Below are 15848 nucleotides of genomic sequence, written 5' to 3' on the forward strand. Positions count from 1 at the left end.
GCCTGCAAACATCCTTTCCCTTTGAGGGATAAGGGTTCAAGAATCCATCTTGAATGAAGAACCGGGGTATTCCATCACACCCCTTTTTTCACTCAAAAGGCTTCCCCTGACTCCCTGTTTTTATTTTCTGAATTGCCACCCGGGGAATATCCGGTTTTTCACGCAAGCGCCCTATTTCAGGGAATCATTTCAGGGGCTGCAAAATGGCAATATACATTTTCAGACTGGGTCCCGTCATTAATCATGTGATGTTCAACGTTTTTCAAACATCGCCCTCCCAGACTTCACAAATTTATTTGATTTCCATATATAAATTTTTGGATAAAAATTTATATCCCATTTAAATTCATTTTCTATTTTTACATTAATTTTTAGGAAGAACGTTTTTTCCGGATATTTTTTCTCTATTTAACTGGCATTCCGCTCCTGTGTTCCGGGCAGCTTCCCCCCTGCACCAAGTATAATCCCATAAGGACGGCAAAGCACAAAAGACGCATCAATTTTTCTTTTTAAGAAATTCCCTATCAACTTCATATGATAAAGACCATAACTGAAAACAAAGTAAACAAGTTGCCATTTTAATTAACCGTAAAAACAACTCTCTGCACTTCCTTATTTTGCAGTAAAAGAAACCGACTCCGGAAAAAAGTCATGTGCCTGTCCCTCCATTCCGTTACCGGCAGGTACTTCACCCTGCTTACAGAAGCTCCCGGCTCCAGTCCCATGAATATGATGAGCCTGGTTTTCCTTTCATACATCATTGTGGAACAGCGTCTTATTTATCCTGTGAAATCAGGTGGCAGGAAACAAGGAAATGAAAAATCTTGCAAACAAGGATGAAAAAAGGCTAAAATGATAAAGAGGTCCAAAATTCGGCACCCTTCTTCCACAGCGCACGAAACAGCCAGGTGCATACTCTTTTTTCCAGCAACCGGAATAGAGACAGCCCGGCCGGTCAATATCCAAATTTTCCCCGCAGGACATGCTTGATTATTTATTTCAACATTTCTATTCCACGCTGGCAATCCTTGCCTTTCTCCTTGTCATCACCATTCTGCGTGCGTGCGGCAAGCAGGGCAGAAGCTGGATTCCCGTCACCACGGCGCCTTTCGGATGCGTGGCCTTCCTGGCCGTCTTCCTCCTGCTGACCGCACTCATCACCTGGATATTCGGCTTTTTCACCGCAGGGTCCACACTGGAGGACATCGCCTTCACCCTGGGATGGCTGCTGGCCGTGGCCGCAGCCCTGGCCGTTATTTTCCGGCTCACCGCCTATTACCTGCGGCGGGATAAGATTGCCAACAGGGGTTACCCGGGAGAATCCCGTAAATTGCTGACTGACCAGCTCCGGAACAAGGGCCTCCTGCTCTTCGTACTGATCGGCGCCATCAGTTGCGCCATTGATATCATCACGGTTCCCTTCCCGGTCCCGGAACTCCCCCCGGGCTCCGCGCTTTCAGCCTCCACCCGCATTCCCCTGCCTCCGGAGATACCCCTGGACGTCCGCATTTCCTCCCGTGTCACCAACAGGTTCTTCGGAGAATGTGATTTTGACCTGACCGTCCGGGAAAAAGACGGGCGCAAACACATCTTTCCGGCCGTCCTGATCAATCCCGGGGGCGGAAGCGCCATCACCATCTACAGGCTGAGGGCGCAGAATAACCGCCAGTATGGCAGCCTGGTCCTTACCAATGAAATAGAAAGCTGCCTGCTCAACCTGGATACCATGCAGATGAAATCCCTGAGCGGCCCCGCTTCCAACTATCCTTTTCCCACCCGGGAAGACCTGCATGGTCCGGACACGGACCTCCGCCTGGAAATCGTGGGGCTTTACCGTGGGCTTTCCTGCACGCGCGGCGTGGAACATACGGAAACCACGCGCGCCAATGTGCTGAAAAACCTGAAGGAGATCCAACCATGACCGGAACGCCCTGAAAGGGGCGTTGACACGGGCTCTTCCGCTACCTTACTGTGGAGCAGTTAAACCAGTCACAGTTATGATCAAAATTACCGCCAAAAGCATTGTCAAACCCGGAGCCAGGGAAGAATTCATCGCTACCGCCCGGGAACTGGTGGAAAAAAGCCGTGCGGAAGCCGGCAATATTTCCTACCACCTGTATGAAGATATGGATGATCCCGATATTCTGACCTTTATTGAAGAATGGAAGGACCAGGCAGCCGTGGACATACATGCGGATTCAGAGCACTTCCAGCGCATCATTCCCCTCCTGAGCGACCTGACGGAGGAAGCCATTGAAATTTCCCTGTACCGGGAAGTGCTGTAACTCCGGGAAAACGCAGTCTCATTCCCACCGGAGAAACACAGTGAGCCCCGTCCTCCCGGCGGAGGCGGGGCGCGGGAAGCTTCGCGTCATTTACCGTCAGAACGCAAAGCAACCACACCCGGACCCCCAGAAATCGGAATACCTGGGCCGCGACGCATTTGCCGCGCCTTCCATCAGCATGAATGCGGAATGCATGCAGCCGTGCTCATGGCAGTGTGAGGAATGCCGGTGCTCCGGCTGGAAAGGCACGCCCGCCCTGGCCGCCTTCTTCGGGTCCAGGGGCGCGCCGTAACCGCCGAACGCCGCAACGGGGGACCACTCCGGCAGTACCGGAATGGGCGCCGGGTCCAAATCCTTGAACGGTCCCGCGGCATAAACAATCCTGCCGTCCATGATGGTCAGGACGGATTCAATCCCCTTGATCTCCTCCTCCGGAACGGTGAAATAATCTTCGCTCAGCACGGCCATGTCCTCCAGTTGTCCGGGAACAATCGCGCCCTTTCTGCCCGTTTCTGAGGAAAACCAGGTGCTTCCCTGCGTATAAAGCCGGAGGGCTTCTTCACGGGAAAGGCAGTCCTCCTCACGGTACATCGGCTCTCCCCCCACGGTCTTCCCGGTGGTCAGCCAGTACAGGGAAACCCAGGGATTATAGCTCGCCACGCGCGTGGCGTCCGTTCCGGCGCCCACGGGAATGCCCATTTCCAGCATCCTGCGCACGGGCGGCGTATGTTCCGCCGCCTCCTTTCCATAACGGTCCATGAAATATTCCCCCTGGTACGCCATGCGGCACTGCACGGCAATGCCGCCGCCCAGCGCCTTGACGCGTTCCAGGTTCTTCTCGTCAATAGTCTCGCAGTGGTCGAAGAACCAGTGCAGCCCGTCAAAGGGAATCTCCCGGTTCACCTCCTCATACACGTCCAGAAAACGGGAGATGCTTTCATTGTACGTGGCGTGCAGCCGGAAGGGCCATTTGTTGGCGGCCAGCAGGCTGACCACTCCCTTGAGCTCGGACTCCATGTCTCCGGGAAGGTCCGGACGCGGCTCCAGAAAGTCCTCAAAATCCGCGGCGGAAAAGACGAGCATTTCACCCGCTCCGTTGCAGCGGTAATAATCGTCCCCCTCTCCCGGCTTGGTCATCCTGATCCACCTGGCAAAATCCTCCTTCTCTTCCCTGGGCCTTTGGGTAAACAGGTTGTAGGCAATCCGCACGGTCATTTCCCCGCGCTTGTGCAGCTCTTCAATCACCTGGTAGTCTTCCGGGTAATTCTGATAGCCGCCTCCTGCGTCAATGATGCTGGTCAGGCCCAGGCGGTTGAGTTCTTTCATGAAGTGCCGGGTGGAATTGATCTGGTGCTCCAGGGGCAGTTTGGGGCCCTTGGCCAGCGTGGCATAAAGAATGGTGGCGTTTGGCCGCGCAATCAGCAGGCCGGTGGGATTTCCCTCGCTGTCGTGCTGGATTTCCCCACCCGGAGGATTGGGCGTATCCTTCGTATACCCGCAGGCGCGCAGGGCAGCCTTGTTGAGCATGGCGCGGCAGTACAGGTGGAGCACAAAAACGGGCGTATCCGGCGCTGCCTCATTGATCTCCTCCAGCGTAGGCATCCGGCGTTCCGCAAACTGGAACTCGCTCCAGCCGCCCACCACGCGCACCCACTGTCCCGGCGGCGTTCTGCGGGCCTGCTCCTTGAGCATGCGCATGGCGTCCGCCAGGGAAGGCACGCCGTCCCAGCGCAGTTCCATATTGTAATTCAGGCCGCCGCGGATCACGTGAAGGTGGGAATCATTCAGGCCGGGAATGACGGTCCTTTTTCCGGCGTCAATCACCCGGGTATCCGGCCCCTTGTACTTGGCCACATCCTCGTCGTACCCCACGGCCAGTATTTTTCCATCCTTGACGGCTACGGCGCGGGCCATCGTGCCGCGTTCATCCAGCGTCGCTACATTGCCGTTTGAAATCATCAAATCGGCGTAAACCTTATCATTGTTTTTCATCGTTTTCCTCATGGTTTGGGGTTGTTCCCGGAACGGTTGCGGCCTGCGTCTTGAAAAGCCAGGGAGACAGCATGCCGCTGATCAGCGGCATGAACACCCAGGTCAGCAGAGCCACCACACAGGCATTGAACAGGAAAAAGGAAAGCCACGCGGGAAGCAGGGCGCGGATGGGCCCTCCCACGGTGACGTTCAGGAGAAAGATGACCAGGCACACGCCCAGATAGGTAGCCGCCGCCGTCTTGTAGCGCGGCGGCGTCATCATCGGGGTGCCCGGCTGGTTCAGCCAGGCGTCCAGGCCGTTCATCTCCTGGATATGGACTTCCCCCTCCGTATGGGCTCCCAGCAGTTTCATCCAGCGTTCGTACTCCGGGGAGGAAACCAGGGCCTTTCTGGCGGCGGCGCTCGCAAAACGGTCCACCACCACATACTCCCCGTTTCCGTCGGAGGGCCGCAGGACGCTGATGCCCACATGCCCGGGACAGCTCAGCACAAAATTGACGAAATCCCGCATGGCGTGCTCAAACTGGCCTTCATGCCCCGGCAGAATATGCCGGCGCACCACAACGGTCACCTCTTCTGAAGGATTCATGGCGTTCATGCCTGAGGTATATTCAGGATTTTTCCTCCGGCGCACGCTCCGCGTCAACGGAAGGCACGCCGGAAAAACGCTGCGGACATTCAGGCGTCATGCTTCACTACCTGAGGGGACAGGGCAGACTGGGGAGCATGGTGAACCATCGTGTAGGCGTACTCCACGCCCACGCCGTAAGCGCCGCCCTGCTGCTTGAGCAGATTCATCAGGGCATCGTAATGCTCCTTGTTCTTCCAGTCGCGCTGGAACTCCAGAAGAGCGCCGATGGTCGTCAGCCGCGTGCCGCCCGCCTGGACGATGCGGGAAAGGGCCGCCTTCTGGGCGTCCTTGGAGGTGGCGCCGCAGCAGTCCTCCACCACGTAAATATTATAGCCGTCGCCGATCATTTCAATGGCGGGCCACGCGACGCACACTTCCGTCCAGAGTCCGGTAAGGAGGATATTCTTGCGGCCCGTGGCCTTGATGGCCTTCCGGAACTTATCTGAATCCCAGGAATTCATGGACGTGCGTTCAATAACATGCTGGCCCGGAAAAACATCCAGAAGCTGAGGCCAGACATAACCGGAAAAAGCCTCCGTTTCCACGGCTGTAACCACGGTGGGCACCTGGAACAGCTTGGCGGCCTTCGCCAGCAAAATGACGTTATTGATCAGGTCGGCACGGTTGATGCTGGCTACGCCAAAGGTCATTTGCGGCTGGTGGTCAATGAAAACTACGGCAGCGTCTTCCGGCGTGTAAAGCTGATGATAATGTGAGGATATCAGGGACATCGTCTTATTCTCCTTATAATCTTATTTAATTGGTAAAAGCGGGACATCGGCAGGTCTTGAAACTGCTAGCCCATGGTTGGTTGGAGGCCGGTTTCCCCGTTTTTGTTGACGCCATGGCAGAGTGAGCCAAACCGTTAAAAGCGGCAGGCCTCCTGAAAAGAGGCTCCGTTCCCCGCCGGACCGGAGCTGAAAGCGGTAACGGCCCCTTCGGAAAAAAGACAGTCATCGCCCCGCGCAAGACTCCCTCATCTCCGGAAATCACGCCCTTGCCATTCGCGAGCAGCCGGAATGGCGCGAAACAATCGCCCGGGCACAGGAGCCCGGCCCCGCCGGGGAGGAAAATCCCAACACGCCCCTGCCGGAAGAAACGCCGCTGCGCCACGGGGCGCGAGCCGCTACGGCGTGATTTAAACTACTTCCCTTCCCCGTGCTTGATGCTTGCGGCGTCCAGAATCTTCTCATAACCCGGCAGACGCCTCTGGAAATCCTGAAAATCCTTGTCCTCCTTCCGGCTCCAGCCCGTCTCCGCATAAGCGGCAATCCGGGGGAACACATGACGGTGCAATTTCTCCACATCCGCAATCCATTCCGTCCAGACCTGGCAGCCCAGGCCGATGACATTCTTCTGATGTTCCGGCTTCAACCCTGCAAAAACGGGTTCAAAGGAATAGGATTTGGACAAGGGGAGCTTGTCGTAACCCTTGTTCATATAAGTCATGTGGGAAGTGGAATTGACCACCTGGTGGCCGTCTTCAACCGCCTTGGCGGCAATCTTGTCGGAGCCGTACCAGAAATGGATAATGGCCTTCCCGTCCAGCTTGCCGAGCGCGGCCCCCTGGCCGCCGTCATTGTGCACGTCGGACCCCAGAATCTCATTCCATCCGATCATCCTTATTCCCTTCTTCGCCAGCATGCCGGAAATCCGGTTCGTAAACATGATCTGAAGGTCCGGGAAATTCCTGATGCCCTTCTTCTTCATGAACTCCTCAATGTGGGGGACGCCCGCCCAGTACTTCTTATAACGCACCTCGTCGCCGCCAATGTGGATGATGCCGCCGGGAAACAGGGCCGCCAGCTCCGTCATGATGTCTCCCAGAAACTGATAGGTCCGCTCGTTGGTGGGGTCAAAGGCGGTTCCGTCATTGAAGCTGACGGGAACCTCCGTCACGGGCTTGGCGGACAACTTCAATTCCGGGTAGGAGAACGTGGCCGCGGCGGAATGCCCCGGAATATCTATTTCCGGTACAATCGTTATATTCCGGTCGGCCGCATAGCGCACGATGCGCCTGATCTGCTCCTGCGTATAAAAACCTTCATGGGGCTTGCCCTCATACTTGCCGCTCCCCCACGTCTCTATCTCCGTATCCCTCCGCTTGCCGCCGATGGACGTCAGCCTGGGATACTTTTTAATCTGGATGCGCCATCCGGCATCGTCGGACAAATGCCAGTGCAGGATATTCATCTTCAGAAGCCCCATCTGGTCAATCAGCCTCTTCACCTCCTCCTCTCCAAAAAAATGCCTTGCTTCATCCAGCATGAAGGCGCGCCACGCAAACCGCGGGTAATCCAGCATGGAAAAAGGCTTCTCCGCCACCGTCCAGCTTACGGCCCCCTTGTCCGCGCCATCGTCAAAAAACGCGGCAGGCAGCATCTGCGCCAGGCTCTGCCCGGCATAATACACTCCCCTGGGGGCTGCGGCCTTGATCACGATGCTTCCGGGCGCCGCTTCCAGGCGGTACGCCTCCGGCCCGTACTGTTTCAGGGAAGCGTCCTTTTCAATGTGGATGATTCCTGCGCCCCTCTCCCCCGCCAGGGAAAGTCCGGTTCCGCGTGATAAAAACTGCTGCAAAAGACGGGCCTGCCGCAAAAACCCGGCGTCCTTCTCCCGGCACACGATGTGCGTGCCTTCATCCAGCCTCACGGGCTTTGCCGCGTTCCCGTCCGCAACCTTGACGGATACGGGACGGGGAATAATCCGGTCCTGCGCATTCGCGGACAGGCAGTACATACCGGAGAACAGGAAAAGGAATAAAGGGAAAACACGGCGGAACATCATGTCCAGTATACACCCTTTCCCCCGGGAGTCTTTCTTTTCCTCCCGCCTTTTCCTCAATCCCGTCAAAAGCGGCCCGCAAGCCTCCCGCTCCATGACACGCCATCCCGCCCCGTCCGCCTGAAATGCCATAATGCGCCCCTTGCCTTCCTTTTTCCCGCGGCGTATGATGGAGAACATGAAAAAAGACGATACGCCGGGCCTCTTTGCCGCCTTCGCGGACCGGCCGCTGGCGGACCGCCTGAGACCGGCCGCCCTGGAGGAAATCGTGGGCCAGGACCACCTGCTGGGGGAAGGCGGCCCCATCCGGCTCATGGCGGACTCCGGCAAGCTGACCAGCTTTGTCCTGTGGGGACCGCCCGGCTGCGGAAAAACCACGCTGGCGCGCATCCTGGCCACGCGCACGTCCATGCACTTCGTCGCGCTCTCCGCCGTCTTCTCCGGCATGGCGGATTTGAGAAAAGCCTTTGACGAAGCCGCCAAACGGCGGGAATACGGTCAGGGAACCCTCCTGTTCGTGGATGAAATCCACCGGTTCAACCGCGCGCAGCAGGACGGCTTTCTGCCCTACGTGGAAAACGGAACCGTCACGCTGGTGGGGGCCACCACGGAAAACCCCTCCTTTGAACTGAACAGCGCCCTGCTGTCCCGCTGCAAGGTCTTCGTCATGCATTCCTTGGACGCTCCGGCGCTGGAAAGCATCATTGAGCGGGCGGAATCACTTCTCCAGCGCAAGCTGCCGCTCGCTCCGGAGGCGCGCGCCACCCTCATTGAACTGGCGGACGGGGACGGCCGCTACCTCATCAACCTGATGGAAAGCGTCTTTGACCTCTGCAAGCCTGATGAAACGCTGGACACGGCAGCCCTGCTGAAAATCGTCCAGCAGCGCGCCCCGGTTTACGACAAGGACCGGGAGGGCCATTACAACCTCATCAGCGCCCTGCACAAATCCCTGCGCGGCTCTGATACGGACGCGGCCCTGTACTGGGCCGCACGCATGCTCCAGGGCGGAGAAGACCCGCTCTACCTGCTGCGCCGCCTGACCCGCTTCGCCATGGAGGACATCAGCCTGGCGGACCCCGCCGCGCTGCAAATGGCCATTGCCGCGTGGGACACCTATGAACGCCTGGGCTCCCCGGAGGGAGAACTGGCGATCGCGGAACTGGTCATCTACCTGGGCTGCGCCCCCAAATCCAACAGTGCCTACACCGCCTGGGGCGCGGCGCGGAAGGCGGCCAGGGAACACGGCTCCCTGATGCCTCCGGCGCACATCCTGAACGCGCCCACCAAACTGATGAAGGAGCTGGGCTACGGGAAGAATTACGCGTACGACCACGACGCCCCGGACGCCTTCTCCGGCCAAAACTACTTTCCGGACAAGATGCCCCGCCGCCAGTTCTACAAGCCGCCGGAACGGGGCTTTGAGCGGGAAATCAACAAGCGGCTGGCATACTGGGACAAGCTGCGCCGCCAGCGGGCGGAAGAGGATTCCGGCGGCTCCGGCACGCGGAGAGGCCGGAAAAAGCCCCCCGCTCCGGAGGAACGGGAGCCCTCATGAGGCATCCGCCGGCCATACGGCCACTTCCGCAATCCCCTGCCCCGGCGACAGCCGGATGCGGACATACCTGGCTCCGGCGTCCTCCGGGCACGCTGCGGTCAGCCCCGTCCCATCCTTGTTCAGAACGGTTTTGACGTCCTTCCAGGTGTTGCCGTCCCTGCTGATCTGCACCACGGGGGGCTGACCCTTCCAGTTTCCGGCGGCCTTCGCCTCCACCCGGTCCAGGCGGAATTCAAACTCCATGTCCAGCTGCCACCACGGCGCCTTGTCATCCGCGGACGGCTTCCATGCGGAAGCGCCGTCCCCGTCGGAGGCCTTCATCGCGTCCTGGACATTGGATGAAGCGGAACAGGGCCTCAATGCCGCCAGATTGGCTTTTTCCCCGGTTCCGGACTGGCCGTACCGCGCCAGCTGGGCGTCCCTTTCCTGTGCGGTAAAACGCTTGTAGGGCCTGTCCTCCGTTTCCGCGCTCCTGCCCGCCATGTACGCCGGGGCCTTCCGGGAAACGATTTGGAGGCTGTCCCCCTTCAATCCGGGGGAAGAGGCCTTGATGACCGTTTTCCCGGCATAATAGGACCGGAACTCAATGGCCGCGCAGCCGTCAATGAGGTCAATGTCCGTTCCGGGCGTGAACGTGATGCTCTTGCCGGTGGGGAATTCCCCGGGGCCGGACTCCACCGTGAGCGTCACCGGAACGGCATTGGCTATCTGCCTGCCGGAGGCGTCCGCCACCTTCACGGTCACGTGCACGTCGTCCGTGCCGTCCGCCGGGCTGATCACCTTCTTGTCCGCGGACAGCTTCACCTGCGCCGGAGTTCCCTTCACGGGCCATTCCGGCGGGGGAATGCGTTTGAACTCATTTCTGTACCAGTACCAGGCGCGCTTGGGGATGCGGAAATAATCCACAATGCCCATGCGGCCGCCGGAGGGCCAGATGCTGCCGTGGTCAAACCCGCACCAGACCGCCTCGCCAATGCGCCAGGGATAGCGGACGCCGGCGTCCTTGTCCTTCTTCATGTCCCCCCAGCCCGGCGCGTACGCTCCCGGCCTCTTGCAGCTCACGGAACCGTATTCCGTCACCATGCTGGGCCTTCCGGGCGTCTTCACGCGTGAGCCGTCCCCGTTGAAAGCAGCCAGGTCCCCCAGTTTGTCAAAATTCCCGCGCTGGCCTCCCCCCGCGCACACGGGGCGCGTCGGGTCCAGCTCCTTCACCAGCGCAATGAGCCTGGCGCACAATTCCCTGGACTCCTTCGCATGCTGGGTGAAAAACGGCTCGTTGCTGATGCTCCAGATGACGACGGAAGGATGGTTCCGGAATTGCAGCACCATTTCCCTCACCTGGCGCATGCAGCTTTCCTGAAAAGCGGCCCGGTCCTTTTCATCGGAGGGATAGGCGTCGCAATTCCAGTAGCGGTTGTCCTTCTTAAACCCGCCCATGCCCCAGAAAATGCCTTCATTCAGCATGCACATGCCCTCCCGGTCGCAGGCATCCAGAAAAGCCTGGGAATGGGGATAATGGGAGCCGCGGATGAAATTAAACCCGGCGTTCTTCATCAGCAGCACGTCACGGCGCGCCCCGGCATCCGTCACGGCATCCCCCCACCCGGCATGGTCCTGGTGCACATTGGCCCCATGCAGATAAACGGGCTTCCCGTTAATCAGCATGCCCCGGTCCGCCGTCAGCTCCAGAGAGCGGAAACCCAGGGGACTTTCAGTCCGGTCCAGCGTCTTCCCCTTCTCGTCCACCAGCTCCGTCGTCACGCGGTACATGTTGGGCGCTGCCGGACTCCACAATTTGGGAGCGGCCAGCGGAGGCAGGTCCGTCTGAATGCGGTCCGCCCCTCCCGCGGCCAGCTTCACGGGCTTCTCCCCGCGCAAAACCACACGGCCGCCCTTCTCCTCGCGCACGGTGTGGCGCACGGAAAACTTCTTCATTTCCGCGGAATCATTCTTCACCTCCGTCAGGATGCACACCTTCCCGCGGGAGGGCGTCACTTCCGGCGTCTGCACCCACACGCCGTGGGCCGGAATGTGCACGGGGGAACACACATGCAGATGCACATTCCGGTACAGGCCGCCGGAAAAAGTATGCTCCCCGGCCCGCGGGGCGATGCGGGGACTCCAGCGGTTGTCCACGCGCACTTCCACCCAATTCTCTCCGGGCTTCAGGAAAGGCGTCAAATCCGTACGGAATGCCGTATACCCCCCCTCATGGCTGCCCGCGGCCTTCCCGTTCACCGTCACCTCCGCCACCTGGAAGGCTGCGCCGCAATCCAGAAAAACCTTTTGCCCCAGCCATTCCTCCGGCACAACGAGCTTCTTGCGGTAGGAGCCACGCCCCGTGTAAAAGGAGTCGGACATGAAATAGGGCAGGCTGAACGTATGGGGCAGATGCGCCGTCTGCCAGCCGCTCTTTCCGGGTTCGTCTTCCAGCCGGAACTCCCAGCCGCGGTTCCAGACCATCCTCTTGCAGGGGGAGGAAGCTTCCCCAGCGGTAGAAACGCCTGTTTCCGCACCAGCCGCGGAGAGGCTCAGAACGGCGGCGCCCAGCATGCAGGCAATAATCTTGAACATGTGTATGCTACCACTCCCCTGTGCTCTTTCTTTCAATCAAAAAACATTTCCGCACCTTGAAGCGTCCACAACAACAAGCCGTGCACCCCTTCCGGGCTGCACGGCTGGAAAAAGCCTTCATTCGGGAAAAAGGCGCTCCCGCGGATCCGTTACTGGGTGATGATATTCAGTTCCGCCACGGTGGCGCTCTGCTCACCGCCCTTCACCGGGGACCGGGCATCCAGCTTGAAATAGCGGGCCTCCACAGGCTTGCCGAAGTCGATGCGCTGAACCGCGGGGTCCTTCCTGATATAATGGTACGTGAACTGGCCTTTCTTCACTTCCTTCCAGTTCTGGCCGTCATCGGAAACGGAGAACGCGTACTGGCTGATGAGGCCCTTGTCCTTGTCCATTCTGGGCGTGTAAATGAACCCCGTGAACTTCATCCTGGTTCCCATGTCCACGGCAATGGAATGGGGGAAGCCCGGGAGGCCGTTCGTGTACGACGTGTGCCAGCAGGTATCCGGATTCCCGTCAATGGCGAAGTGGGCAAACCCGGTATCCGGCTCTTCCGAGGAAGCGCTCAGAATCTTCCATTCGCCCTGCCCCTTGACGAGGGGGAATTTCCGCTCGCCGGGAGACGTGGGAGGCACCTTGCCGGACTTCCCGGCGGCAGCCCAGGCCCTGACTTCCCCTTCGGGAAGCTTGAAGGGCTTCCGGTACGTCTTTTCCGGCCCCTTGTTGACGGAATACTTCATCTCCGCTCCGGGCGTGGAGGAAACCAGGCTGACCATGCCGTCCCCGTCCCGTTCAATCACGGGGGAATGGGGTACGCCCAGGCCCGCGCGCGCCAGGTTCAGCAGGGCGGATGTGGGAGCCAGCACAAAGCCCAGGGGGGTGGCTTCGCTCAGCGTCTGGTACTTCGCCAGGGGGCGCGGCCCGCAGGAGGAACCGCCCAGCCCCATCTGGAAGGCGTCCAGATTCACGATCACCTTGTCCTTCTCCGGCAGCCTGTCCAGGCTTTTGGCGTTGTTAAGCTCCTTAGGCGTATAGCGCAGGACGGACACCTCCAGCGGAGCCCTGGGAGAAGCGGACCCCACCCATAGCGCGGGAGCCGCCTTGGGTTTGGACAGCGCCACCCAGTCTGTCTCCATGCGGTTGCCCATGTCCTGGGGCCGGGAATAGGCAAAAAACATGTCGTCCACGGAAGTGCGGAAGACGTCCTTCCAGCAGCTCGTGCGGCGGTCCCGGTAATTGTCCCACGGCCCCAGTCCCAGGTACTCCACCTGGTCATAGGCGGCAGGCATCCCGAAAGTGACGCCCAGCCGCAGAAGCTCTTCCCCCTTGGCGGAGGGATACATTCTGACGGAGGCATTGATGATGCCGTTGCCGAACACCGTCCAGGCAACCTCCCCGGAGAAGGAAAGGTCGGAGCCTTTCGTCCGGAATTGCGCCGTGATGCGGGCCACGCCGGGGGAAATGACGGCGGCCTTCACATCGGAATACTCCGCCTTCATGTTCTGCATCTTCATCTTCCCTTCCACCTTGCCCCTGATCCAGGCGTCGTTATCCACCGGGGAACGGTACGCCTGAAGCGCCACCGGATAGCCGGGCAGAATCAGGTCCTGGCTGCCGTACCGGAGAGCGGAAAGCATCCCGTCCTTGAAAGAGGCGGAAAAGCCCTTCCCCTGCACCACCACGGGATCGCCCTGGCGCACGGAGACGGCGGGAAGAACCGCCGGAGCCTTCACGGAGGCCTCCTTCTCCACGGTCGCCGGGAACCACTCGTAAGCTTCGCACTCGTCCGCCACGTGCTCCAGCTGTTTGGCTGAAAGCTCCTTCACGTCTTCCGGCAGCTTGAACCGGGCGTCTGCCAGAACCATCAGGGAACCCGTCTGCATGGCGGCGGAAGGCAGTTTCACCGTCACGGACTTGCCGGGAGCTATTTCCGGCAGCGCCATGCGCTCCACGGCATGATTGCCTCCGGGCGCGAGGGAAACCAGGTAAAGCGCATACCCCTTCAACGGCTTGTGGAAGTACTTGTTCAGCACGGTCAGGGCACCGTCCTTGCGGTCAAAGGCCATGTACTGGTACACCTTCTTCACCTCCTTCGTCTTGGCCGTGGTGTTCCGGTTGCCCAGGATAATGCCGTTGTCACAGAAATTGGCCTGGTTGGGCCTGTCCCCGAACATGCCGCCGTAAGCCTGCGTCACGCCCTTGAAGGGCGCGGGCTTGTAAATGCCGTTTCCGGCAGGGTTGGCGCGGAGGGACTGGTCCACAAAATCCCAGATGGCCCCGCCCACCATGCGCGGGGAGGACTCAAAGGCTTCCATGTACTCCTTGAAATTGCCCAGGGCATTCCCCATGGAATGGGCGTACTCGCACACGAAGAAGGGGCGGGAGGTCTTCTGCTTCCCCCAGTTTTCCACCCGGTCCACGGGCGGATACATGGCGGAATCCATATCCACGGCCTTGTGGCCGTGCGGGAATTCGCAGTAATGAAGGGGGCGCGTATCGTCATAGGCCCTGATGGCTTCCGAGGCCGCCACAAAGTTGGGGCCGTTGCCGGACTCGTTGCCCAGGGACCAGAACACAATGGAGGGATGGTTCTTGGAACGGTGCACCATGCTCATGTTGCGCTCCACATGGGCCTTCTTCCAGGAAGGCTTCCGGGAAATGTCCATGCCGCTGTTGCGGATGCCGTGGGCTTCGCAGTTGGCCTCGTCCATCACATACAGGCCGTAGCGGTCGCACAGCTCATAGAAATAGGGATGGTTGGGATAGTGGGAGCAGCGGACGGTGTTGATGTTATGCGCCTTGATGATCTGCACGTCCTTTTCCATCACTTCCCGCGGAATGGCGCGCCCGTAGTCCGGATGCGCTTCATGGCGGTTGACGCCCTTGAACTTGACGGCCTTCCCGTTGACCAGCACCGCCCCGTTGTCAGCGATTTCCACGGAACGGAACCCGATGTTGACGGACCGGGGGTCCTTCCCGTTCAGGGAATAAGTCACCTTGTACAGGTTGGGCGTTTCCGCCGTCCACGGCTTCACGCCGGGATACTCCTTCTTCAGGGAAACCTGCGCCTCGCCTCCGGCGGGAATGGCGGGAACCTCAAGCGTGCCGGAATCCAGCTTTCCCTTGTTGTCCGTCTGCACGCGACCGAAGCCGCTCCCGCCCTCCCAGTTCAACCTGGTGGAAACCCCTTCAATGGAATAATCCAGCTTCATTCCGGCGGGGATGTCCTTACTGCCGGAATTGCGGATGGTGAACGTTCCGTCCAGCGTCCCTGCCGCGTAATCCTTCCTGTCCAGTCCCGCCTTCAGAAACAGGTCGCGCACGTGCACCTGCGGCTGGGCAAACAGGGTCACGTCCCGGAAGATGCCGGAAAGGCGCAGGAAATCCTGGTCCTCCAGATAGGAGCCGTCGCTCCAGCGGTACACCTCCACGGCAATCGTGTTCCTGCCCGGCTTCACGTAGGGAGTAAGGTTGAACTCGGCGCCGGTATAGGAATCCTCGGAATAGCCGACTTTGCGGCCATTCACCCACACGTAAAAGGCGGACTCCACACCGTCAAACCGGATCATCACCTGCTCTCCCTTCCAGGAGGCGGGAAGGTTGAAATCCCGGCGGTAGGAGCCTACGGAATTGCGCTCCTTGTATGCCGGCCAGTTCTTGGGCGGTTCCCCCATCACTTTGGGCGGATTCGGCTTGAAAGGATACGGAACGTTCGTGTAAATGGCCGTTCCATAGCCCGCAAGCTGCCAATTGGAAGGCACCTTGATCGTATCCCATCCGGAAACGGAATAGGAAGGCTTGAAGAAATCGGCGGGCCTTTTGTCCGGCGTCATGGAAAACTTGAACTTCCAGTCGCCGTTCAGGTTCAGCGTTTTGTCTGCCGCCGGGAGAACGGAGGCACGGGGAGCCTCCTTGTTGATTCCCGTCACCTCTTCATTTTCCCAGTCCGGGGCCTCCCCCAGCAGGGGGAGGGCCGGGGCCAGGCACATCATGGAAAACAGGAATGCTCGTGCCGTCTTCATTTCTG

The 15848-nt window shown here is 59.4% G+C and carries 9 protein-coding genes; 3 read left to right on the forward strand and 6 right to left on the reverse strand.

Annotated features, from left to right (window positions below; all coding sequences use genetic code 11):
- Positions 1-982: 982 nt before the first annotated feature.
- Together HHJ06_RS07590 and HHJ06_RS07595 are read left to right on the forward strand one after the other, a co-directional pair.
- On the forward strand, positions 983-1921 hold the full coding sequence (locus HHJ06_RS07590; RefSeq protein ID WP_215428745.1) for a hypothetical protein: 939 nt from the start codon (positions 983-985) through the stop codon (positions 1919-1921).
- A 76-nt stretch (positions 1922-1997) separates the two neighbouring features.
- Positions 1998-2285 carry a putative quinol monooxygenase gene (locus HHJ06_RS07595; RefSeq protein WP_215428746.1) on the forward strand — a complete coding sequence of 96 codons (288 nt, stop codon included), beginning with the start codon at positions 1998-2000 and terminating at the stop codon, positions 2283-2285.
- A 96-nt stretch (positions 2286-2381) separates the two neighbouring features.
- Here the strand turns inward: HHJ06_RS07595 and HHJ06_RS07600 are convergent, their stop codons facing one another.
- The 4 genes from HHJ06_RS07600 to HHJ06_RS07615 form a co-directional block, all read right to left on the reverse strand.
- Positions 2382-4277 (reverse strand): amidohydrolase, encoded by a 1896-nt coding sequence (locus HHJ06_RS07600; RefSeq protein ID WP_215428747.1) that lies wholly within the window; start codon positions 4275-4277, stop codon positions 2382-2384.
- Positions 4264-4866, reverse strand: a complete 603-nt coding sequence (locus HHJ06_RS07605; RefSeq protein WP_215428748.1) for an antibiotic biosynthesis monooxygenase — start codon at positions 4864-4866, stop codon at positions 4264-4266. The genes HHJ06_RS07600 and HHJ06_RS07605 overlap by 14 nt, the downstream gene beginning before the upstream one ends.
- A gap of 89 nt (positions 4867-4955) precedes the next feature.
- Positions 4956-5639: a hydrolase gene (locus HHJ06_RS07610; protein ID WP_215428749.1), complete on the reverse strand. Its 684-nt coding sequence runs from the start codon at positions 5637-5639 to the stop codon at positions 4956-4958.
- Between the two features lie 412 nt (positions 5640-6051).
- Positions 6052-7647: a beta-N-acetylhexosaminidase gene (locus HHJ06_RS07615; RefSeq protein ID WP_251841460.1), complete on the reverse strand. Its 1596-nt coding sequence runs from the start codon at positions 7645-7647 to the stop codon at positions 6052-6054.
- A 223-nt stretch (positions 7648-7870) separates the two neighbouring features.
- Here HHJ06_RS07615 and HHJ06_RS07620 point away from each other — a divergent pair, with 223 nt between their 5' ends.
- Positions 7871-9250, forward strand: a complete 1380-nt coding sequence (locus HHJ06_RS07620) for a replication-associated recombination protein A (RefSeq protein ID WP_251841461.1) — start codon at positions 7871-7873, stop codon at positions 9248-9250.
- Here the strand turns inward: HHJ06_RS07620 and HHJ06_RS07625 are convergent.
- Entirely contained in the window at positions 9245-11824 is a 2580-nt protein-coding gene (locus HHJ06_RS07625) for a glycoside hydrolase family 2 protein (RefSeq protein ID WP_215428752.1), read from the reverse strand. The two genes, HHJ06_RS07620 and HHJ06_RS07625, sit on opposite strands and share 6 nt — an antisense overlap.
- A gap of 149 nt (positions 11825-11973) precedes the next feature.
- Entirely contained in the window at positions 11974-15843 is a 3870-nt protein-coding gene (locus HHJ06_RS07630) for a glycoside hydrolase family 2 TIM barrel-domain containing protein (protein ID WP_215428753.1), read from the reverse strand.
- Positions 15844-15848 lie beyond the last annotated feature (5 nt).

The sequence above is a fragment of the Akkermansia muciniphila genome (assembly GCF_018709685.1).
GTDB classification, from domain to species: domain Bacteria; phylum Verrucomicrobiota; class Verrucomicrobiia; order Verrucomicrobiales; family Akkermansiaceae; genus Akkermansia; species Akkermansia muciniphila_E.

Bases quoted from the DNA above. Each gene is read 5' to 3' on its own strand.
- HHJ06_RS07590 (WP_215428745.1), top strand. From the start codon at position 983: ATGCTTGATTATTTATTTCAACATTTCTATTCCACGCTGGCAATCCTT.
- HHJ06_RS07595 (WP_215428746.1), top strand. From the start codon at position 1,998: ATGATCAAAATTACCGCCAAAAGCATTGTCAAACCCGGAGCCAGGGAA.
- HHJ06_RS07600 (WP_215428747.1), bottom strand. From the start codon at position 4,277: ATGAAAAACAATGATAAGGTTTACGCCGATTTGATGATTTCAAACGGC.
- HHJ06_RS07605 (WP_215428748.1), bottom strand. From the start codon at position 4,866: ATGAATCCTTCAGAAGAGGTGACCGTTGTGGTGCGCCGGCATATTCTG.
- HHJ06_RS07610 (WP_215428749.1), bottom strand. From the start codon at position 5,639: ATGTCCCTGATATCCTCACATTATCATCAGCTTTACACGCCGGAAGAC.
- HHJ06_RS07615 (WP_251841460.1), bottom strand. From the start codon at position 7,647: ATGTACTGCCTGTCCGCGAATGCGCAGGACCGGATTATTCCCCGTCCC.
- HHJ06_RS07620 (WP_251841461.1), top strand. From the start codon at position 7,871: ATGAAAAAAGACGATACGCCGGGCCTCTTTGCCGCCTTCGCGGACCGG.
- HHJ06_RS07625 (WP_215428752.1), bottom strand. From the start codon at position 11,824: ATGTTCAAGATTATTGCCTGCATGCTGGGCGCCGCCGTTCTGAGCCTC.
- HHJ06_RS07630 (WP_215428753.1), bottom strand. From the start codon at position 15,843: ATGAAGACGGCACGAGCATTCCTGTTTTCCATGATGTGCCTGGCCCCG.